The organism is Nitrospiraceae bacterium (assembly GCA_035623075.1).
Lineage (GTDB): Bacteria > Nitrospirota > Nitrospiria > Nitrospirales > Nitrospiraceae > DASPUC01.
In genome coordinates, this window is sequence record DASPUC010000003.1 from 13,460 (window position 1) to 32,633 (window position 19,174).

At 58.7% G+C, this 19,174-nt stretch carries 18 protein-coding genes; all 18 read left to right on the top strand.

Annotated features, from left to right (window positions below; genetic code table 11):
* Nucleotides 1–7: 7 nt before the first annotated feature.
* The 18 genes from VEI50_00195 to VEI50_00280 all read left to right on the top strand — a co-directional run bounded on the left by VEI50_00195 (nucleotide 8) and on the right by VEI50_00280 (nucleotide 19,167).
* Nucleotides 8–1,510: a UDP-N-acetylmuramoyl-L-alanyl-D-glutamate--2,6-diaminopimelate ligase gene (locus VEI50_00195; protein ID HXX73530.1), complete on the top strand. Its 1,503-nt coding sequence runs from the start codon at nucleotides 8–10 to the stop codon at nucleotides 1,508–1,510.
* A complete protein-coding gene (murF, locus tag VEI50_00200; protein HXX73531.1) occupies nucleotides 1,507–3,006 on the top strand; it encodes a UDP-N-acetylmuramoyl-tripeptide--D-alanyl-D-alanine ligase in 1,500 nt (499 codons plus the stop codon). The genes VEI50_00195 and murF overlap by 4 nt, the downstream gene beginning before the upstream one ends.
* A gap of 69 nt (nucleotides 3,007–3,075) precedes the next feature.
* Entirely contained in the window at nucleotides 3,076–4,152 is a 1,077-nt protein-coding gene (mraY, locus tag VEI50_00205; protein ID HXX73532.1) for a phospho-N-acetylmuramoyl-pentapeptide-transferase, read from the top strand.
* A 4-nt stretch (nucleotides 4,153–4,156) separates the two neighbouring features.
* Complete coding sequence (gene murD / locus VEI50_00210) at nucleotides 4,157–5,566, top strand: UDP-N-acetylmuramoyl-L-alanine--D-glutamate ligase (GenBank protein HXX73533.1); 1,410 nt, start codon at nucleotides 4,157–4,159, stop codon at nucleotides 5,564–5,566.
* 33 nt (nucleotides 5,567–5,599) lie between these two features.
* Nucleotides 5,600–6,796 (top strand): putative lipid II flippase FtsW, encoded by a 1,197-nt coding sequence (gene ftsW / locus VEI50_00215; protein HXX73534.1) that lies wholly within the window; start codon nucleotides 5,600–5,602, stop codon nucleotides 6,794–6,796.
* Nucleotides 6,793–7,920: an undecaprenyldiphospho-muramoylpentapeptide beta-N-acetylglucosaminyltransferase gene (gene murG / locus VEI50_00220; protein ID HXX73535.1), complete on the top strand. Its 1,128-nt coding sequence runs from the start codon at nucleotides 6,793–6,795 to the stop codon at nucleotides 7,918–7,920. Before ftsW ends, murG begins: the two co-directional genes overlap by 4 nt.
* A complete protein-coding gene (gene murC / locus VEI50_00225) occupies nucleotides 7,883–9,379 on the top strand; it encodes a UDP-N-acetylmuramate--L-alanine ligase (protein ID HXX73536.1) in 1,497 nt (498 codons plus the stop codon). The genes murG and murC overlap by 38 nt, the downstream gene beginning before the upstream one ends.
* A 4-nt stretch (nucleotides 9,380–9,383) precedes the next feature.
* Complete coding sequence (gene murB / locus VEI50_00230) at nucleotides 9,384–10,331, top strand: UDP-N-acetylmuramate dehydrogenase (GenBank protein ID HXX73537.1); 948 nt, start codon at nucleotides 9,384–9,386, stop codon at nucleotides 10,329–10,331.
* Between the two features lie 5 nt (nucleotides 10,332–10,336).
* Complete coding sequence (locus tag VEI50_00235) at nucleotides 10,337–11,326, top strand: D-alanine--D-alanine ligase (protein ID HXX73538.1); 990 nt, start codon at nucleotides 10,337–10,339, stop codon at nucleotides 11,324–11,326.
* Between the two features lie 4 nt (nucleotides 11,327–11,330).
* Nucleotides 11,331–12,200, top strand: coding sequence for an FtsQ-type POTRA domain-containing protein (locus VEI50_00240; protein HXX73539.1), 870 nt, complete (start codon nucleotides 11,331–11,333; stop codon nucleotides 12,198–12,200).
* A 5-nt stretch (nucleotides 12,201–12,205) separates the two neighbouring features.
* Nucleotides 12,206–13,441 (top strand): cell division protein FtsA, encoded by a 1,236-nt coding sequence (gene ftsA / locus VEI50_00245; protein ID HXX73540.1) that lies wholly within the window; start codon nucleotides 12,206–12,208, stop codon nucleotides 13,439–13,441.
* 52 nt (nucleotides 13,442–13,493) lie between these two features.
* Entirely contained in the window at nucleotides 13,494–14,684 is a 1,191-nt protein-coding gene (ftsZ, locus tag VEI50_00250; GenBank protein HXX73541.1) for a cell division protein FtsZ, read from the top strand.
* 44 nt (nucleotides 14,685–14,728) lie between these two features.
* Nucleotides 14,729–15,463: a peptidoglycan editing factor PgeF gene (pgeF, locus tag VEI50_00255; GenBank protein ID HXX73542.1), complete on the top strand. Its 735-nt coding sequence runs from the start codon at nucleotides 14,729–14,731 to the stop codon at nucleotides 15,461–15,463.
* A gap of 105 nt (nucleotides 15,464–15,568) precedes the next feature.
* On the top strand, nucleotides 15,569–16,276 hold the full coding sequence (locus VEI50_00260; protein ID HXX73543.1) for a YggS family pyridoxal phosphate-dependent enzyme: 708 nt from the start codon (nucleotides 15,569–15,571) through the stop codon (nucleotides 16,274–16,276).
* Between the two features lie 4 nt (nucleotides 16,277–16,280).
* On the top strand, nucleotides 16,281–17,087 hold the full coding sequence (proC, locus tag VEI50_00265) for a pyrroline-5-carboxylate reductase (protein ID HXX73544.1): 807 nt from the start codon (nucleotides 16,281–16,283) through the stop codon (nucleotides 17,085–17,087).
* Nucleotides 17,087–17,383: a YggT family protein gene (locus VEI50_00270; protein HXX73545.1), complete on the top strand. Its 297-nt coding sequence runs from the start codon at nucleotides 17,087–17,089 to the stop codon at nucleotides 17,381–17,383. Before proC ends, VEI50_00270 begins: the two co-directional genes overlap by 1 nt.
* A 19-nt stretch (nucleotides 17,384–17,402) precedes the next feature.
* Complete coding sequence (locus VEI50_00275) at nucleotides 17,403–17,915, top strand: DivIVA domain-containing protein (protein HXX73546.1); 513 nt, start codon at nucleotides 17,403–17,405, stop codon at nucleotides 17,913–17,915.
* 112 nt (nucleotides 17,916–18,027) lie between these two features.
* Entirely contained in the window at nucleotides 18,028–19,167 is a 1,140-nt protein-coding gene (locus VEI50_00280; protein ID HXX73547.1) for a serine hydrolase, read from the top strand.
* The last annotated feature ends 7 nt before the right edge of the window (nucleotides 19,168–19,174 follow it).

Consider the following 19,174-nt stretch of genomic DNA (forward strand, 5'->3'; position numbering starts at 1 on the left):
AGACACGATGACGGTCGCTCAGCTGCTGGCTTTGGTGCGTGGGCAAGTTGAGGTGCTGGAGCAGCGAGGGAATCTCGATCTGACCGTGACGAGCATGACGGACGATTCACGGATGGTGTCGAAGGGAAGTCTCTTTGTGGCGGTCAAAGGTGAACGGGTGGACGGGCATGACTTTGTAGAAAACGCAAGACAAGCCGGCGCCGCTGCCGTGGTGGCTCAGCGATCCGTTGATACCGGCCCGCTTCCGTATATACGAGTCTCAGACTCCCGGAAAGCGCTCGGATGGCTGGGTAGCCGATTCCATGGTGATCCGTCCGCTGGGCTCACAATGGTGGGTATCACGGGCACGAATGGCAAGACGACAACCACCTATCTCTGCAAAGCTCTGTTGGAAGGGATCGGCCGACGTGTGGGGTTGATCGGAACCGTGGCCTATCAAATCGGGAGCGAAACGATTCCGGCTTCCCACACGACGCCGGGTGCGCTGGAACTCCAGCAATTGCTGGCGAAGATGGTGGAGAGTGGACTCAACGCGGCGGTCATGGAAGTGTCCTCCCATGCCTTGGCGCTCGATCGGACGGTCGGTTGTGAATACGACGTCGCGGTGTTCACGAACCTGACGCAAGATCATCTCGATTTCCATTCTGATATGGAGGACTACTTCCAGGCAAAGCTACAGCTCTTCATCGAGCTCGCCGGCGGACGCAAGACCGGAAAGCGGGCGATCATCAATCTCGATGCTCCTTACGGTGCACGGGTCCGCGCCGCCTGTCCCGTTCCGGTGTGGGGCTATGCTCTCTCCAGTCAAGCGGACTTGATAGCCGAAAGAGTGTGCCTGTCGCCGAACGGCACAACGTTCACGGCTGCAACCCCGGCGGGATCGTTCCTCGTCGAGAGTCGTTTGGTCGGCGAGCACAACGTCTACAACTTGCTTGGTGCCATTGGTGTGGCGCTGCATGCCGGCGCGACACCGGGACAAGTGCAGGAGGCTGCAGCCGGGGTGACAAACGTACCCGGCCGATTTGAACGTGTGACTGCCGGCCAGGACTTCACCGTCGTTGTGGACTATGCGCACACTCCAGATGCGTTGGTCAGATTGCTGACGGCCGCGCAGGCCGTGAAGACCCATCGCATCATCACCGTCTTCGGCTGCGGCGGGGATCGCGATCGCGGCAAACGCCCCAAGATGGGCCGAGCTGCCGTAGAACAGAGCGATGTCGTCGTGCTGACATCTGACAACCCTCGTACGGAGGACCCGATGGCCATTCTCCGCGAGGTGGAAGTCGGTGTCCGTGAGGCGCTGCAGCGCCGGCCGCAGGTAGCCTATCGCATGATCCCGGACCGGCGTGAGGCCATCGGTTCGGCCATCAGCGAAGCCCGATCCGGCGACATGGTGCTCATTGCTGGCAAAGGGCACGAAGATTACCAGATTATCGGCACGAAGAAGTTTCATTTCGACGATCGGGAGGTCGCGCGAGAGGCCATTCAACGTCTGAGGCCCTGCGCGTGAACGCCTCTTTAGCGGTTGCGGTAGAACAAGGACGTAGCGGCATGGCGTTGTTCACGCTCGAAGAGTTGCGCGAAGTGATCAGCGTGAAAGTCCTGACAGGCCTGGATGTGACTCAGGACAAATGCCGGATCGATCACATCAGTACGGATTCACGTGCAATTCGTCCCGGGGATCTCTTCGTCGCACTCAAGGGCGAACGATTCGATGGCCATCAGTTCGTTCCTGCCGTATTGGCCGGTGGAGCAGCCGGCGCGATCGTGCACGACCAATATCGGCTGCCGGAAGGAGTCGCCGGGGGCAAGGCCACTCAGGGATGTGCCACCCCGTTTCTTTTGGGCGTGCGAGACACGTTGTTTGCCTATCAACAATTGGCCACTCACCATCGAAGCCGGTTCGACATCCCGGTCGTTGCGGTTACCGGCAGTAATGGCAAAACGACCACCAAGGACATGGTCGCGAGCGTGTTGGCGCAGCGATGGAACGTCCTGAAGACCGAGCGCAACTTCAATAATCGGATCGGAGTCCCTGCCACGATTCTTCGGATCACCTCCCGCCACGAGGCAGCGGTGATCGAGATGGGAGTCGACCAAAAGGGCCAGACGACCAGGCTCTGCGAGATCGTACGGCCGACAATCGGCCTCATTACCAACATCGGCCCCGATCATCTCGAATTCTTCGGCAGCATGGAAGGATCCGCTCAGGCCAAGGCCGAGCTCCTGGATTTTCTTCCGGCAGACGGCGCCGCCATTCTAAATGCGGACGACGTCTATTTCGACTATCTGGCTGCGCGTGCCCGCTGTCGTGTTGTGTCCTTTGGGTTTGCCGGCAAGGCGGACGTTCGTGCCGTCCACGTGAAGACGGATGTGCGCCACGGCACCATGTTCCGGCTCCTGTTGCCCGGGAAAGTGCGCCATATCATCGTGCGGATGAAGGTGCACGGAACACACAACGTCACCAATGCTCTGGCTGCCGCGGCTGTCGGTGTGGTGTTGAACCTGCCCGGCGCGGTGATCGCACAGGGATTGGCGCGTTTTCGTCCTGCGGAAATGCGGTCGCAGGTGGTGGCACATCAGGGCGTCCACATTATCAACGATTGCTACAACGCCAACCCTGCCTCGATGCAGGCCGCCATTCAGTTGCTGGCCCAGTGGAGCCCGGCCCGCGAACGCATCGCAGTCTTGGGAGATATGTTGGAGCTCGGGATGGAGACACAACGGCTGCATCGGGATGTGGGACGCTTTCTTGCGACGCACAATATCTCACGACTCATCGTGGCCGGATCGCTCGGTCGCGAAATCGCCGAAGGCGCCCGTCAAGGAGGGATGGCTTCGACCAGGATTGCTGAAACGGTTGATGCTGTCGCAGCGGCGGATCTTCTGAAGACGATCGTACAACAAGGCGATGTTGTGCTGGTGAAGGCCTCGCGTGGCATGAAGATGGAACAGGTGGTTCAGACCGTCATGGGGATGAGGGCGATTGCGAAGCAGGCATCGTAACAAACAAAGATTCCACTGCAGGGGCTGAGATCGCTGGAACGGACCCCGTGTAGGGAAAGCACAGACTGAATGCTCTTTAACTGGTTGTATCCGCTCCATACTGAATTTTCGTTCTTGAATGTCTTTCGATACCAGAGCTTCCGCATCATCTATGCGGCGGTAACGGCGTTCTTGATCGCGTTTGTGCTCGCCCCTTGGCTGATCCGCAAGCTCCAAGACATCAAGCTGGGGCAGCAGGTGCGTGATGACGGTCCCCAGCGGCATCTGGCCAAGAGCGGGACGCCCACCATGGGCGGGATTCTCATCATTTTTGCCGTGGTCCTCTCGACGCTCTTATGGGCGGACCTTACGAACAGCTATGTATGGTTGGTCATTCTGGCGACCTTGGGGTTCGGGGCGATTGGGTTTGCGGACGATTACCTCAAATTCGTCAAGGCCCGGTCGAAAGGGTTGACAGCCGCGCAGAAGTTTTCCGCCCAAGTCGCTGTCGCCGCGGTCATTGCGTTGGTGCTCTATTTTCTTCCGAGCTATACGACCAAACTCAGCGTGCCGTTCTTTAAGAACATCATGCCCGACCTGGGTCGGTTCTACATCGTCTTCGCCATCCTCGTCATCGTCAGCAGCTCGAACGCGGTCAATCTGACTGATGGGCTCGATGGATTGGCTGTTGGGCCAGTCATGATTGCGGCGCTGGCTTATACGATCGTCGCCTATGTAGTGGGCAATCGTCTCATGTCAGATTATCTCCTGATTCCACATATTGAAGGCGCCGGCGAAATCGCGGTCTTCACAGCGTCGATTCTCGGAGCCAGTCTCGGATTTCTCTGGTTCAACGCCTATCCTGCCTCGGTGTTCATGGGCGACGTCGGATCTCTGCCTCTTGGCGCCGCAATCGGCACCGCGGCGGTTATCAGCAAGCACGAATTGCTGTTATTGATGGTCGGGGGTGTGTTCGTCATCGAAGCGGTATCGGTGATCTTTCAAGTGTTGTCGTTCAAATCGAGAGGCAAGCGGATCTTTCTCATGGCGCCGATCCATCACCATTTCGAGATGAAGGGATGGGAAGAGCCGAAAGTGGTGGTGCGGCTCTGGATCATCGCCATCTTGTTGGCGTTGCTGAGTCTCAGCACGTTGAAGTTGCGGTGATGGGATGATGGGAGTTGAGACGGTGGAACTTGCCGGTGCTCATGTCACGGTCGTCGGCCTTGCGAGAAGCGGCGTCGCGGCCTGTCGCTTGCTCCAGACCGTCGGAGCTCGGGTGACGGTGGCCGATCGGAAAGAACGGGGCGAACTTGCGAACATTCTCGGGAGCATCGACACGGGCCGAGTCGGTATCAGAGTCGGTTCGGGGTATGAAGCGTCGCTCGATGACGCGGATTTGGTGGTGATCAGCCCGGGGGTGCCGTATCGAATGGACGCGCTCGAACGCGTGCGCCGACGAGGCGTGAAGGTCATCAGCGAATTGGAGTTGGCGTCGCAATTTCTGCGGAACCCGATTGTTGCGGTGACCGGCACGAACGGCAAAAGCACGACGGTGACGCTGATCGGTCACTTCCTGGCTAAGAGCGGAAAATCGGCGTTCGTTGGCGGAAATTTGGGAACGGCCCTGAGTGAGGCGGCCGCAGCGGCACTGCAGGCATCGCAAGCCGGTCGGCCGAGCCCGTATGAATATTTTGTCGTCGAAGTCTCCAGTTTTCAGCTCGAAACGATCGAGCGGTTCCATCCCTGGATCGCGGCCTGCCTCAATATCACCGTCGACCATCAGGATCGCTATGCTTCGCTGGACGAATACGCCGCGGCGAAGCGACGTATCTTCGAAAACCAGACGGCGAGCGACTATGCGCTGGTGAATCTGGATGATGCCCGAGTAGCGGCGTTTGGAAGCAGCATCAAAGCCAAGCGGCTGGGGTTCACGCGGACTCAATCCATCGGCTCGGGTTGGGACGGAGGCACGTTTCTCGATGGCGATCAAATCGTGACGACGGTGACCGGTACGCGACAAGAAATTTGTCGGCGCGGAGAGATCCGCCTCATCGGCAACCATAATATCGAAAACGTCATGGCAGCCGTCACCTATGCGGTGTTGTGCGGCTGCTCCTTGCAGGCCATACGTGACGTGCTTGCAACTTTCCCGGGTCTTGAGCATGCGTTGGAAGTCGTCCGGGAGCGTCGTGGCGTCAGATTTGTCAATGACTCCAAAGGAACGAATGTCGATGCAACGTTGAAAGCTCTGGAAAGCATTGATCAACCGATCTGGTTGATCGCTGGTGGACGGGATAAGGGGGGAGATTTTTCGCGGCTCGCCCAGGTTCTTAAACGGTACGCGAAGCGCGTCATTCTGATCGGTGAGGCTGCCTCGCTGATGCGGACGGCATGGAACGGACTCGTTGAGATGCGCGACGCCGCGACATTACGGGAAGCCGTTGAGCTCGCGGCGCGGGAAGCCTCGCCCGGGGAAGTCGTCTTGCTGTCGCCGGCCTGCGCCAGCTTCGACATGTTCGCGGACTATCAAGACCGAGGTCGGCAATTTAAGGCCTGTGTGAACGCCTTGGCCGCATGATCTCGGATCGTATGGGAGGGATTGTTCTGAGCCATGGCACAGCGATCAGCGGGAACGTTGTCACTTCCGTGGCCGACGGCCAGCCAGCGTCCTACCAAGCAGCGAGTGGCAATGGACCATACCCTGCTGATGGTAACCGTCACGTTGGCGTTGATCGGCCTGGTCATGGTGTTCAGCGCAAGCGCGATTGTTGCAGGGAATCGGTTTCACGATTCGGGTTTTTTTCTCAAGCGGCAGGTGGCATGGCTCGCGTTCGGATTTCTGCTCCTGCACCTGACCTCACGGATCGATTACACGCTATGGAAAAAACTGTCGGTTCCAATCCTCGGTTGCATGGTGGTTCTGTTGGTCATGGTGTTGGTTCCGTCACTTGGCGTCGCAGCAAAGGGTGCCCGCCGTTGGCTGCGAGCGGGACTGATTTCGATTCAGCCTGCCGAACTGGCAAAGCTGGTCGGAGTGATCTATCTCGCGGCCTATCTCACGAAGAAAGAGGGGAAAATCAAATTCTTTCAAAGCGGACTGCTGCCGGCACTGATGGTAATCGGGGTGCTGAGTGGACTGATCCTCCTCGAACCGGATCTGGGCACTGTCGTCGTGATCGGATTCGTTACCGTGGGCCTGTGTTTTTTGGCCGGAGCCAAGATCTCGCATCTGCTCGGATTGGCACTCTGTGCCATCCCGGTGGTGTTGGTCCTCGTTCTGGGATCTGGGTATCGGCGTCAGCGACTCATGACGTTCCTGGCTCCTTGGAAGGATGCCTCGGATACCGGATTTCAGATCACCCAGTCGTTCTTAGCCTTCGGCAGCGGAGGTCCGTTCGGTGTGGGGCTGGGAGAGGGCAAACAAAAACTCTTCTTCTTGCCAGAGGCCCACACGGATTTTGTGCTGGCCCTTATCGGCGAAGAGCTGGGGTTGGCCGGGACCGCGACGGTCATTCTCTTGTTTGCCGTTTTTGTGTGGCGCGGATTTCAGATTGCGGCGCGCGCGCGCGCGCCGTTCGGGCGGTATCTGGGCATGGGAATTACACTCTTGATCGGCATGCAAGCGCTGGTCAATGCCGCGGTGGTGACCGGGCTGTTACCGACAAAAGGATTGACCCTTCCCTTCGTCAGTTACGGGGGATCGTCGTTGGTGGTCAGTCTTCTCGGAGTCGGAGTCTTGCTCAGTATTTCCCGCGATCGACATGGAGGCGGGCAACGAGGCGGACGTGGTGAGTCGGATCACCGATGATGATCGTCATTGCAGCGGGAGGAACCGGCGGCCATCTCTATCCGGCGGTTGCGCTGGCCCGCGCGTTTCAGCAGAGGAACGCAGCCACCAGAATTGTGTTCGTCGGCACGGCACGCGGGTTGGAGTCGAAGGTGCTCGCGCACGAAGGATTCGAGCTGCTGCCCATCAGCGCGAAGCCGGTGATGGGGAAGGGCATGCTCGAGGCGGTGCGGGGTCTGCTCTCGTTGCCGGCCAGCCTGTGGCAGTGTCTGAAAATACTGAAAACGCGGCGCGCCGATCTTGTGATCGGGGTCGGGGGCTATACCAGTCCTATGATGGTCCTCGCTGCGGCGCTCACCGGCATTGCGCGGGTGATTCTCGAACCCAATGCCTATCCCGGCATGGCCAACAAGGCGGTCGGGTCCTTCGCCCAGTTGGTATTTCTTTCGTTCGAATCTGCGGCGGCGCCGTTCGATCGACGGAAAGTTCGCGTCGTGGGTACGCCGATTCGCAAGGAATTTGTGGAGCAGTCGTCGCAAAAAGATACCGTCGCTCCAGCGACCGGTCAGCGCCGGGTGCTGATTTTCGGAGGTAGTCAAGGGGCACGGGCAATCAACAGCGCCGTTGTCGAAGGGTTGCCAGATTTGATGAAACGCCACCCACAGCTGTCAGTCATTCACCAAACCGGTGACGCCGATTACGGTCGCGTCACCGACGCCTATCGTCGCGCGGGAATCTCTGCGCAGGTGACCCCGTTCCTGTACGACATGCCGTCGGTTTTGCGATCGGTTGATTTAGTGGTAGCGAGAGCCGGCGCCATGACCGTCGCAGAGCTGACCGCTTGTGGGAAGCCCGCCGTGCTAATCCCGCTGCCCCAGGCGATCTATGACCACCAGATGCACAACGCGAAAGTCATGGAGGCGGCCGGTGCCGCTGTCGTCCTACCTCAAGCGGAATTGACCGGCGTTCGGTTGGCTGGCGCTGTCACACAAATTCTCGATGATCCGGATCGACTGCGAACAATGAGCGATCGTAGTCGGGGCATGAGGCGAATTGACGCGGCCGATGCAATCGTCCGTGAATGCTACGCACTCGTAGGAGACCACCATGATGGCCACCAGTCTGTTGGAGCAACGAGCGTCTAATGGGATTGGGCAGCGCGAGACCGAGTCACGTTCGTCGTCGGTCTTGGGAGGGGTAAAACGAGTGTCGATGTTTCGCAAGACACAGCACATTCACCTGGTCGGGATTGGCGGAGCCGGCATGAGCGGCATTGCCGAAGTGTTGCTGACCCTTGGTTACAAGGTCACCGGTTCCGATCTCCAAGCATCCGATACAACCAGACGGATCGAAGAGCTCGGTGGCCGCGTCTTCATCGGTCATCAGGAATCAAACGTGGGTGAAGCCCAGGTCGTTGTGATCTCGTCAGCCGTGTCTGCGCAGAACCCGGAGGTCACGGTTGCCAAGGCCAAACAAATTCCGGTCATCCCCCGGGCCGAGATGTTGGCGGAACTCATGCGGCTCAAGTTTGGTGTGGCCATTGCCGGTGCACATGGCAAAACGACGACGACCTCGATGGCCGCCAATGTACTCGCTCAAGGCGGGTTAGACCCGACCATGGTCATCGGCGGGAAAGTCAACGCGCTCGGCAGTCATGCCCGGCTCGGTCGCGGTGATGTGCTGGTCGCGGAAGCCGACGAAAGCGACGGCTCGTTTCTTCGACTGTCTCCCACGATCGTTGCGGTGACGAATCTCGATCGCGAGCATCTCGACCACTATGGAAGCATGGAGCGGATCAACGAAAGTTTTCTCGAGTTCATTAACAAGGTCCCCTTTTATGGATTGGCCGTAGTCTGCTCGGACGATGAACGGCTCCGCGGGCTCTTCCCCTGCATCGTGAAGCGCTACCAAACCTACGGACTTCAGGAGCGCGAAGGAGGAGGACCGGATTTCAAGGCGACCGATATTAGTTTGAAGCAATGGGGTGCGGAGTTCCGCGCTCACTTCCGGGGGCGCAACCTCGGTCCGTTTCGCCTATCTGTACCAGGAATCCACAACGTCTCGAACGCTCTTGCCGCCATCGCGATCGGCGTGGAATTGGACGTGCCGGTGGATCTGATCCGCAAGGCCTTGGCCGCATTCACCGGTGTGGAGCGACGATTCCATCTTCGGGGAGAAGCGGGAGGGATCATGGTGGTGGATGACTACGGTCACCATCCGACGGAAATCAAAGCCACCTTGGCTGCGGCGAAACAGGGATGGGAGGACCGTCGGCTGGTGGTGCTCTTTCAGCCGCACCGGTATTCGCGTTCGCGAGATTGTGCCGAAGAATTCGCCCATGCCTTCGATCAGGCGGATCTGCTCTTCATGACCGAGATTTATGCCGCGGGAGAACAGCCCATTCCCGGCGTCTCGGGAGCCAAGCTGGCCGAATCGGTCCGCGCCGCCGGTCATCCTGGCGTGGCGTTCGTGGCGCAGAAGGAAACCCTGCCCGATCACGTGTTGCCGCAATTGAAGCCGGGAGACCTCGTGATCACATTGGGAGCGGGAGACATTTGGAAGGCGGGCACAGGACTGCTGTCACGGTTGGCTCCTTCGTCATGATGCAATGAACGCAGAGGATCGTCGTCATGCATCGAAATCCGTTGGATCGAAAATCGAGAAAAAGGATCTGCAAGCGGCCGTTTCAGGTCTCAAAGGCTCTGTGTCGTTTCATGCGTCGCTACGCGACTATACGTCGTTCAAGATCGGCGGACCGGCGGACGTCTTGGTCGAGCCGGTGGACGTCGACGATGTCTGCCGGCTGGTTCGCCAGGCGAGTGCGAGAAACATTCCATGGTTTGTGCTCGGGGGGACGAATCTCCTCGTGCGGGACGGAGGGATTCGCGGGATCGTCGTCAGTTTGGCCGAGCTGCGTGCGATCAAGGAGGAACCGGAGTCGGTGTTGTATGCCGAAGGAGGCGTCGGGATGCCGACTCTGATCGGGCATGCGATTCGGCGGTCTCTCGCAGGGTTGGAATGGGCTGCCGGAATCCCGGGAACTGTGGCCGGCTGTGTGGTGATGAATGCCGGAACTAGATTGGGAGAAATGAAAGATTCAGTCAAAGGGGTGCGGCTGGTGAATTCGAAAGGCACGATCATCGATCTGCCCGTCTCGAAGATTCCGTTTAGTTACCGGCGAGCGACGCTGCCACGCGGTATCGTCGTGGGGGTCTGGTTGCAATTGAAACAAGGTGTGCGGGCAGAGATCGAGCGGGTCGTGAAGGATTACCTCCACTATAGACGGGATACGCAGCCGCTCGCGATGCCGAGCGCCGGCTGTGTGTTCAAGAATCCTCCAAAGGATTCCGCCGGCCGGCTCATCGAGTCCGTCGGTCTGAAAGGCGCGCGTATTGGAGACGTCGAAGTGTCGACCAAGCATGCGAACTTCATGGTCAATCGAGGAGAGGCGCGCGCTCGGGATGTGCTCGACCTCATTGGAAAAGTCAAACGCGCCGTGAAGCGACAAGCTGGAGTGTCGTTGGAGCTAGAACTCAAGATCGTCGGAGAGGCGTAGGTCGCATGACATCGGATCGTCCCTTACTCACGCGCGCGCGGATCGGAGTCCTCATGGGCGGACAGTCTCCCGAACGGGAGGTCTCGCTCCGTACGGGGACCGCGGTGCATCGGTCGTTGTCTCGGCGAGGCTATGACGCGGTCGCGATCGATGTCGGTCCGACGCTCTATCGTGATCTGCAGGAGCAGAAAATCGAAATCGCGTTTGTGTCCCTCCACGGGCCCGGCGGAGAAGACGGCGTCGTCCAAGGATTTCTAGAAACGGTGGGTATTCCGTACACGGGCTCTAGTCTTCAGGCGAACGCGCTCGGAATGGATAAGGTGACAACCAAGATGATCTTGGCAGCCTACAAGATTCCTGTTCCAGCCGGGACTGTCATTAAACGAGGTGAAAAGGTCTCGAGCGGGACCGCCCTGCGCTCGGCAAAATTGCGTTGGCCGGTCGTCGTGAAACCGGCGTCGCAGGGGTCGACGATCGGCGTGACGATCGTCCGGAAGCCGTCGCAATGGTCCGAGGCGCTGGAACTGGCACATCGATACGATCCTGAGGCGATGGTCGAAGCCTACATTCCCGGTCATGAGGTCACCGTATCATTGATCGGAAGCGGAGAAGGAGTGCCGACGGTCTTGCCCGCCGTTGAAATCGTGGCTCCGGAGGGCTTCTACGACTTTTCCGCCAAATATCAAAAGGGAAAAACTCAATATCTCTGCCCCGCTCCCTTATCGGCAGCGATCACCAAAGAGATTCGTGCGTTGGCCTTGAAGACGTATCAAGTCATGGGGTGCGACGGGGCCATCAGGGTCGATTTTCGGATCACGCCGCGCGGGCGCCCCTATGTTCTGGAAATCAACACGGTGCCGGGCATGACGGAAACCAGTTTGTTGCCTATGGCGGCGGCTCAAGCCGGCATTGACTATGACGAGTTGACAGAACGGATTCTGCAATCGGCATTGGTACGCGCAAAGGACCGCGCAGCGGTCCTGTCGAGAGGGTGATGCAATGATGTTGTGGTTGCGCAAAAGACCACGACGTGCACCGGGGCCCCGGCAGAATCGGTGGAAGGGACCGCGGGCGACCCTGGCCCTTCATCAGCGGCAGCAAGCGCATCGAGCCAGAAGATGGGCACGCTGGCGCTGTGTTCTGCTTGCCAGCGGATGGTTGGCCGGAGGTGTCGTGGTCGTATGGGGCATCATGGTGGCAGCGGGGAAGATCGCCCCAATCCTCCAGCGAGGCTTGGAGATTCGGGAAGTGCAGGTGACAGGAATACGACATATCGCAAAACAGGATGTACTGGATCGCCTTGCATTGAGTAAGGGCGTTGCGCTTCATCAGATCGGCGTGCCCTCTCTTATTGAACGACTTCGTGTTCACCCTTGGATCAAGGATGCAACGGTCGAACGGCTGCCACCTCACACGCTGGCCATTACTGTGCTCGAACGCCTACCGGCAGCGGTTCTTCGCACCGGCTCCAGCCATTTCCTCTGCGATGCGGAGGGCTTCGTGCTGAATCAGTTGGGCGTTCAGGACGATCCGTCATTCCCCTTGCTCATCGGGTTCGACACAAAGGCGTCGGGACAAGGAGATGGAAGGGTACGGCAAGCGATTCAATCTGGCGTGAATCTGGCGAAGCTGATTGCGATGGCGTTCGACGGACGTGTTGAGATCGACGCGACTCATTCGTCTGGTCTCGTTGCATCGACAAAAGGAGTCCGCTTTCAGTTCGGCAGTGAGGCGTTAAGCGATCAGTGGGAACGCTTTCGCAAGGTCAAATCCTCGCTCAAGCTCGTAGCACTCGATGGCAAGAAACGTGACATGAGCGAAGTGGATCTCCGATACGACAACCGCGTGATCGTGCGCGAAAGGGGGTGAGGGCTGTGCCCAAACGAGACCAAATTCTCGTCGGTCTTGACATCGGAACGACCAAAATCTTCGCGATCGTGTCCGAAGTCACCGAGGACGGGGCCCTCAACATCATCGGCGTGGGGTCGAGTCCGTCCCGCGGTCTGCGCAAGGGAGTGGTGGTGGACATCGAAAGCACCGTGGAATCGATCAAGAAAGCGGTCGAAGAAGCGGAGCTGATGGCGGCAGTCCAGATCAATTCTGTCTATACCGGCATTGCCGGAAGCCATATCTCAGCGGAGAACTGTAAAGGAGTCGTTGCGCTCAAGAAATCCGAGGTGACGCGTGACGATATCCAGCGTGCCGTGGAGAGTGCGCGGACTCTCGCGGTGGTTCCGCACGAGCGGCGCATCCTTCACGTCCTGCCGCGCGAGTTCATGGTGGACGGGCAGGAAGGTGTACGTGAACCGCTGGGGCTCTCGGGCAATCGTCTCGAGGTGAACGTTCACGTCATCACCGGAGCCGTCACGTCGGCGCAAAACATCATCAAGAGCGTCAATCGCGCCGGGCTCGATGTCGTCGACATTGTGCTGCAGCCCTTGGCCTCGAGCGAGGCGGTTCTGGGTCAAGAAGAACGAGACCTCGGTGTCGCGATGGTCGATCTTGGCGGAGGAACCACGGACCTGGCCATTTTCCTGGAGGGCAGCATCCGTCACTCCGCGGTTCTGCCGATCGGAGGGCAGAATCTCACGAAGGATCTGGCGATCGGGTTGCTGACCTCTCAAACAGAGGCGGAGAAGATCAAGATTCACCATGGTGTTGCGCGAACGGAACTCGTGCAGGCCCACCAGAGCGTTGAGGTGCCGTCGGTCGGCGACCGCCCGCCCCGAACTTTCTCGCGGCGGGATATCGCAGAAATTCTGGAACCTCGCGTCGAAGAAATGTTCGAGCTCGTTCGAAGAGAAATCGCCCGTGCCGGCTATGAAGGCATTTTAGGAGCCGGCGTCGTCATTACCGGCGGTACCTCCCTTTTGGAAGGAATGCCCGATGCCGCCGAACATGTGCTGAATTTGCCGGCTCGACGAGGGGTCCCGACCGGTGTCGGCGGATTACGCGACATTGTCAGCAATCCCATGCATGCAACCGGTGTGGGACTGTTGCTTCACGCGTGGCGTCACATGGATGAACTGGCGACTGCCGGTCTTCGCAACGGACGACCGTTTGCCAAGGTGTTTGATCGGATGAAGTCCTGGATGTTCGAATTCTTTTAACCTTCGTGTGCGGCAGGGCGCCGCGCACGAGCCACGTAAGGGAGGTGTCACGATGTTCTCATTTCAGGAAGATCTCGCGTCGCCCGTGAAAATCAAGGTGATTGGTGTCGGCGGTGCCGGATGCAACGCAGTCAACACCATGATCGGGGCGGGGTTGGCGCGAGTCGATTTCATCGCGGCCAACACCGACGTACAGGCTTTGGATCGATCACGGGCGGCCTATAAAGTTCAGCTTGGGCCGGAGCGCACGAGAGGACTGGGTGCCGGAGCCAAGCCTGAAGTTGGAAAGGATTCTGCGCTCGAGAGCAAAGATCACATTCGCGAGTGCTTGGAGGGTTCCGACATGGTCTTTGTCACGGCAGGAATGGGTGGCGGGACCGGTACCGGGGCGGCTCCGATCGTGGCAAGCATTGCGCGCGAGTTAGGCATTCTGACGGTCGGCGTCGTCACGAAACCCTTCCAATACGAAGGGCACCGCCGTGCGGCCTACGCGGAGGAGGGGATCCGCGATTTACGGCGGCATGTCGATACCTTGCTCGTCATTCCCAATCAACGATTGCTGGGCATCGTCGATAAGGCGACGCCGCTGCTCGAAGCCTTCAAAGTGGCGGACGACGTGCTGCGACAGGCTATTCAGGGGATCGCCGATGTCATAACCACAACCGGCCACGTGAACGTGGACTTCGCAGACGTGAGGACGGTCATGTCGCACACGGGCCGAGCTGTAATGGGAATGGGTGTTTCGCGAGGGACCAACCGGGCGATCGAGGCGGCCCAGAAAGCCATCTGCAGTCCATTGCTCGAGGAAGGAAGTGTGGAGGGCGCTCGCGGGGTGTTGCTGAACATCACCGGTGGTCCGAACATGTCGTTGCATGAGATTGAAGAAGCCGCGTCGATTATTCAGCAGACGGCGGATCCCGAAGCCAATATTATCGTCGGTCAGGTGATCAACCCCGACATGGGTGACGATCTGGTGGTCACCGTGATCGCGACTGGCTTCGAGCGGGACGACCAACCGGTTGCCTCGTCAGCGGATCGGCTCTCGGCAGCCCGTAGCCCGAGGACAAATCAACAGGTCCTCGCCGGGGTCGGCGCCACGATGGGCGAGCGGTCGCATAAGGATCTCGACCGTCCCGCGTTCCTGCGACGAACGAGTGATACGAGAGAGACCATGGACCGTATCACGACTGTGCAGGAAGACGAGTGGGATGTTCCCACATTCTTGCGCAAGCAAGCAGACTGATCGCCTCTGTAGGACAGAACGACGAAAGACTGAGGAGACCAAATATGCAGGCACCGGTCATCACGGTTCCAGCGTTTGCCACGTCGAGAAGCGGTGTCCAACACTTTTTCGGGACACGTCTCCATGCCGGAACGCTCGCCCTTGATATCGGCGTGCCGGCCAGAGGACATGATCCGAAAAGACGAGGATGGATGCTCTCGGTCAGGCAAGTGCACGGAACCGAGGCCCTCGTTGTGGATCGACCGATCCGCGATTCCGACCGGTTCGAGGGTGAGTGGGATGCCTTGGTAACAGATCAGCCGGGAATCACGGTGACGGTTCGCACGGCCGATTGTGTGCCGGTTCTCGTCTATGACCCGCGCCGTCGAGTGGTGGCAGCTATCCACGCGGGTTGGCGCGGTGCCGTTGCCGACATTGTTCCCAAGACGCTCGCGCTCATGCACTCACGGTTTGGATCCCATGCGAGGGATCTGCGGGTGAGTATCGGTCCGTCGGCCGGCTCCTGTTGCTACGAGGTTGATGGGCCCGTGTTGCATCAGTTGCGGGCGGGCTTTGAGGAGTGGCCCAGCGTGGTGCGTGGATGTGATGGTGACAGGGCACGCCTCGACTTGAGGGGCCTCATCCGCCGACAAGTAGAACGGCATGGGGTCAGCACGACACATGTGTCGGCCGTCAATCTCTGTACGATTTGCCACGACGACCTGTTTTACTCCTATCGACGTGAAGGGCGAGTGGTTGGGACCATGGTCAGTGGAATCGCACTCCTGTCACGCGAATAATAATGAGGGAGTGTCACCGACCTGCCAATTCCCCGGCACTTTGGGTACAATGTTTGCTGACAAGAACCGAGGTGCCGTTAAGGGATGGTCTGTATTTAGGACGGGATGGATGCAGAGCCAAGCCGTTCGATCGGCGACAATGTCCGGAACGTATGCGAACGGCTTCATCGAGCAGCCCTTGGGGCTGGACGTCGAGTCGACAGCGTTCGACTGGTGGCGGCCACGAAGTCCGTCTCAGTCGAGGCCATTCGACAAGGTCTCGCAGCGGGGTTGAACATCCTCGGTGAGAGCCGGCTGCAAGAAGCACTTCCGAAAATCGAAGCGCTACGAGGAGAGTCGGTTCACTGGCATTTCATCGGTCGACTCCAACGGCGGAAAGTCCGGTCTGTGGTCGGCCTATTCGACCTGATTCATTCTGTCGATAGCCTCGAGTTGGCCCAGGAAATCGACCGGCGTGCGGAGCAGAGCGGTCATCGGCAAGCGGTATTGCTTGAGGTTAATATAGCGGACGAGGCAACGAAAGCCGGTTTTCGGCCCGACGAACTCATCGCGCTTCTCCCGGAGCTGAGCCGGTTGTCTCATATGGTAGTGAAAGGGTTGATGACGATTCCTCCTCCAACGATGGATGCCGAGGGAGCCCGTCCGTATTTTCGACGGCTAAGGGAAATGGCGCGGAGGCTGGGGCAGGGCGTACCAGGCTTGTCAATGGATGAACTGTCGATGGGCATGTCGAACGACTATGTCGTGGCCGTAGAAGAAGGGGCCACGCTCGTCCGGGTCGGCACCGCCATCTTCGGGACCAGGCGCGACTGACCTGATGATGAAGAAGAACATTGCGTTTATCGGCGGCGGGCAAATGGCTGAGGCGCTCATCGGCGGGCTCCTAGCTGGGCAGGTTTGTGTGCCAGAGTTGATTTGGGCCACCGATCCATTGCCGGACCGACGCGATCGATTGAAGAGTCAGTTTGCAATACGAGTCGGTGCAGATAACGGGGAGGCGGTTACCTGGGCCGATATCGCGCTGCTGGTAGTGAAACCGCAGGCCTTGCCCGGCGTTCTAAAGGAAACACGCAAGGCTCTTGGCAAACAGGTGGTCATCTCGATCGTGGCGGGCGCGACCATCGGTTCGATCGTGGAGCAGACAACTGCTTCGGCCAAGGTCATTCGCGCCATGCCGAACACACCGGTCGTGGTTCGGGAAGGTATGACTGCGCTTGCAAAGGGACCTGGTGTGTCCGAGGATGAGATGCGGATCACACGGGATATTTTCGAGTCGGTGGGGCGGGTGGTGCTGGTCGAAGAGCGATTGATGGATGCTGTGACAGGGTTGAGCGGTAGTGGTCCGGCCTACGTATTTCAGGCGATCGAAGCGCTTGCCGACGGTGGCGTGAAGATGGGACTGCCCCGCGCAACGGCGGAACTGTTGGCTGCCCAAACGGTTTTGGGTGCGGCGCGCCTGGTTCTTGAATCAGGAGAACATCCTGCGAAGTTGAAGGATCGAGTTGCTTCGCCGGGTGGAACGACGATCGCCGGACTTCACCAATTGGAGTCGGGCGGGTTACGTGCGACCTTGATCGCGGCGGTCGAAGCGGCCACGAAGCGATCGCAGGAATTGGGGCGCTAATGTTCGTGTTCGGTAATATGTTGCTGGCGGCAGCAACCATTGTAGACTATGTGCTGTGGCTCTATATGTGGATCATCATTGCGCGGGCGTTGATTTCATGGGTGAATCCGGATCCATGGAATCCGATCGTACAATTTCTCGAGCGTGTTACGGAACCGGTGCTCTCGCCGATTCGTCGATGGCTGGGTTGGCGGATGGGCGTCGATCTCTCACCCATTGTCGCAATCTTAGCGATCTGGTTTCTCCAAATTGTGGTCGTCCAAACGCTCAAAGATTTGGCAGTACGCCTGAACTGAACCGATCAAGGGGGATGTCATGAAGATCACGCCGCTCGATATCCAGCAGATGGTATTCAGATCCCGCTTCCGTGGTTATGACAAAGACGAAGTCAATCGATTCCTCGAGGAGTTGGCGCAAACGGTTGAGGAGTTGAACCGAGACAACGCAATCTCGCGGGAAAAGATTGTGTTTCTCGAACAACAATTGGCCGAACTGAAGCGGACCGAGGCGACGCTCTCCAATACCCTGGTCTCGGCGCAGTCGCTCGCGGAAGATGTGAAACGGACTGCGCACCGAGAAGCGGACCTCGTGATGAAGGAAGCGGAACTGAAAGCGGGAGAGTTGATCCGTCAAGCCAGAGCTCAGTTAACCGACACGCAACGGGATCTCTCCGCCCTTCAGAAACAGCGATTGCTGATGGTTGAACGGCTGCGTGCCACGCTTCGCACATTCGAACGAATGTTGGAAGTCGAAGAACACGAGGTGTATCAGGACGCGGCGACGGCTTCGGAAGACAAACTCGAAGGAGAGTCCAGCCCGGCGTTGTGACCAGCGCACGACCCAGTCCGTCATTCCCCCGGCGGAGAGGTGGCGGTCTCTCATTCACGTTCACGCGCTGTGGGATTCAGGCGTTGTTAGCGGATTCCACATCCCTCATCAGATGAAGACCAATCGGGCCATTGAAGCGGCATTGCGGTCGGCCGTTGATGACGGAGTCTTCCCCGGCGCTGTCTTAGCGGTTCGCCTTCGCGGAGAGGTGCAATGCCTGGTTGCGGCAGGGCAAATGGCCTCCTGCGAGTCGGACGCTCCCGTCGAGGTCACGACGGTATACGATCTTGCCTCGCTCACCAAGCCGTTGGCCACCACGACCGCGATTCTGCTTCTCATCCAAGAGGGACGGCTTGGGCTTCGTGATCAAGTGTGCCATGTCTTGACGGAATTGAAGGGATCGGCGATTGGGGAGGCGCTGGTGCAGGATTTGTTGAGCCACAGTTCCGGGTTGCCGGGTTGGAGACCAATTTATGAGAAGCTGGAGCAAGAAGGTGCTACCGCTCTCTCGCCGGATCAAGCGGAACGGACGAAAGAAAGAGTTGTACGACTGATCCGCGACGAGGCGCTCGTCTATGCCAATGGCGAGAAAAGTTTGTATAGCGACTTAGGATTCATGTTGTTGGGATTCATGGTTGAGCGGATCAGTCACACGATGCTCGACCAGTTTGCTTGGCAACAGTGTTTTCAGCCTCTTGGAGCGGAACCATTGCTCTTTTGCCCACTTCTGACCAGGAAGCCTGAGGGTTTGTCAAACCAGACGATCGTTCGAGCACAGATTGCTCCGACGGAGTTCGACACGTGGCGCAACAGGCAATTGCAGGGCGAAGTACACGATGAAAACGCAGCGGCTTTGGGGGGCGTGGCCGGGCATGCGGGTCTGTTCGGAACAGCCGAAGCTGTTCTGGCAGTTTCCGGAGCCTGGCTTGCGGCCTACCACCAGCGACCATCAATCCTGGCGACTCACCTGGTTACTCGGTTCACCACGCGAACGTCACATATCCGAAATTCCAGCTGGGCGCTGGGATGGGATACGCCTTCGATCCCGTCCTCGTCTGGGTCGTACTTTTCACCCACGGCGTTCGGTCATCTCGGCTATACAGGCACATCCTTGTGGATTGATCCAACCTGTGAGCTGGAAGTCGTGCTCTTATCCAACCGTGTCTATCCCACGAGGAAGAATGAGAAGATTCGTGAGTTTCGTCCGCTGATTCACGATCTGGTATATCGGGAATATGTTGCCGGAAGGTAGATCGGAC

What these genes read in the sequence shown, in the direction of transcription:
- VEI50_00195 (HXX73530.1), top strand. Translation starts at nt 8, where the DNA reads ATGACGGTCGCTCAGCTGCTGGCTTTGGTGCGTGGGCAAGTTGAGGTG.
- murD (HXX73533.1), top strand. Translation starts at nt 4,157, where the DNA reads ATGATGGGAGTTGAGACGGTGGAACTTGCCGGTGCTCATGTCACGGTC.
- murC (HXX73536.1), top strand. Translation starts at nt 7,883, where the DNA reads ATGATGGCCACCAGTCTGTTGGAGCAACGAGCGTCTAATGGGATTGGG.
- VEI50_00275 (HXX73546.1), top strand. Translation starts at nt 17,403, where the DNA reads ATGAAGATCACGCCGCTCGATATCCAGCAGATGGTATTCAGATCCCGC.
- mraY (HXX73532.1), top strand. Translation starts at nt 3,076, where the DNA reads ATGCTCTTTAACTGGTTGTATCCGCTCCATACTGAATTTTCGTTCTTG.
- proC (HXX73544.1), top strand. Translation starts at nt 16,281, where the DNA reads ATGATGAAGAAGAACATTGCGTTTATCGGCGGCGGGCAAATGGCTGAG.
- murB (HXX73537.1), top strand. Translation starts at nt 9,384, where the DNA reads ATGAACGCAGAGGATCGTCGTCATGCATCGAAATCCGTTGGATCGAAA.
- VEI50_00240 (HXX73539.1), top strand. Translation starts at nt 11,331, where the DNA reads ATGATGTTGTGGTTGCGCAAAAGACCACGACGTGCACCGGGGCCCCGG.
- pgeF (HXX73542.1), top strand. Translation starts at nt 14,729, where the DNA reads ATGCAGGCACCGGTCATCACGGTTCCAGCGTTTGCCACGTCGAGAAGC.
- ftsZ (HXX73541.1), top strand. Translation starts at nt 13,494, where the DNA reads ATGTTCTCATTTCAGGAAGATCTCGCGTCGCCCGTGAAAATCAAGGTG.
- ftsW (HXX73534.1), top strand. Translation starts at nt 5,600, where the DNA reads ATGGCACAGCGATCAGCGGGAACGTTGTCACTTCCGTGGCCGACGGCC.
- VEI50_00270 (HXX73545.1), top strand. Translation starts at nt 17,087, where the DNA reads ATGTTCGTGTTCGGTAATATGTTGCTGGCGGCAGCAACCATTGTAGAC.
- VEI50_00280 (HXX73547.1), top strand. Translation starts at nt 18,028, where the DNA reads ATGAAGACCAATCGGGCCATTGAAGCGGCATTGCGGTCGGCCGTTGAT.
- VEI50_00235 (HXX73538.1), top strand. Translation starts at nt 10,337, where the DNA reads ATGACATCGGATCGTCCCTTACTCACGCGCGCGCGGATCGGAGTCCTC.
- VEI50_00260 (HXX73543.1), top strand. Translation starts at nt 15,569, where the DNA reads ATGGATGCAGAGCCAAGCCGTTCGATCGGCGACAATGTCCGGAACGTA.
- murG (HXX73535.1), top strand. Translation starts at nt 6,793, where the DNA reads ATGATGATCGTCATTGCAGCGGGAGGAACCGGCGGCCATCTCTATCCG.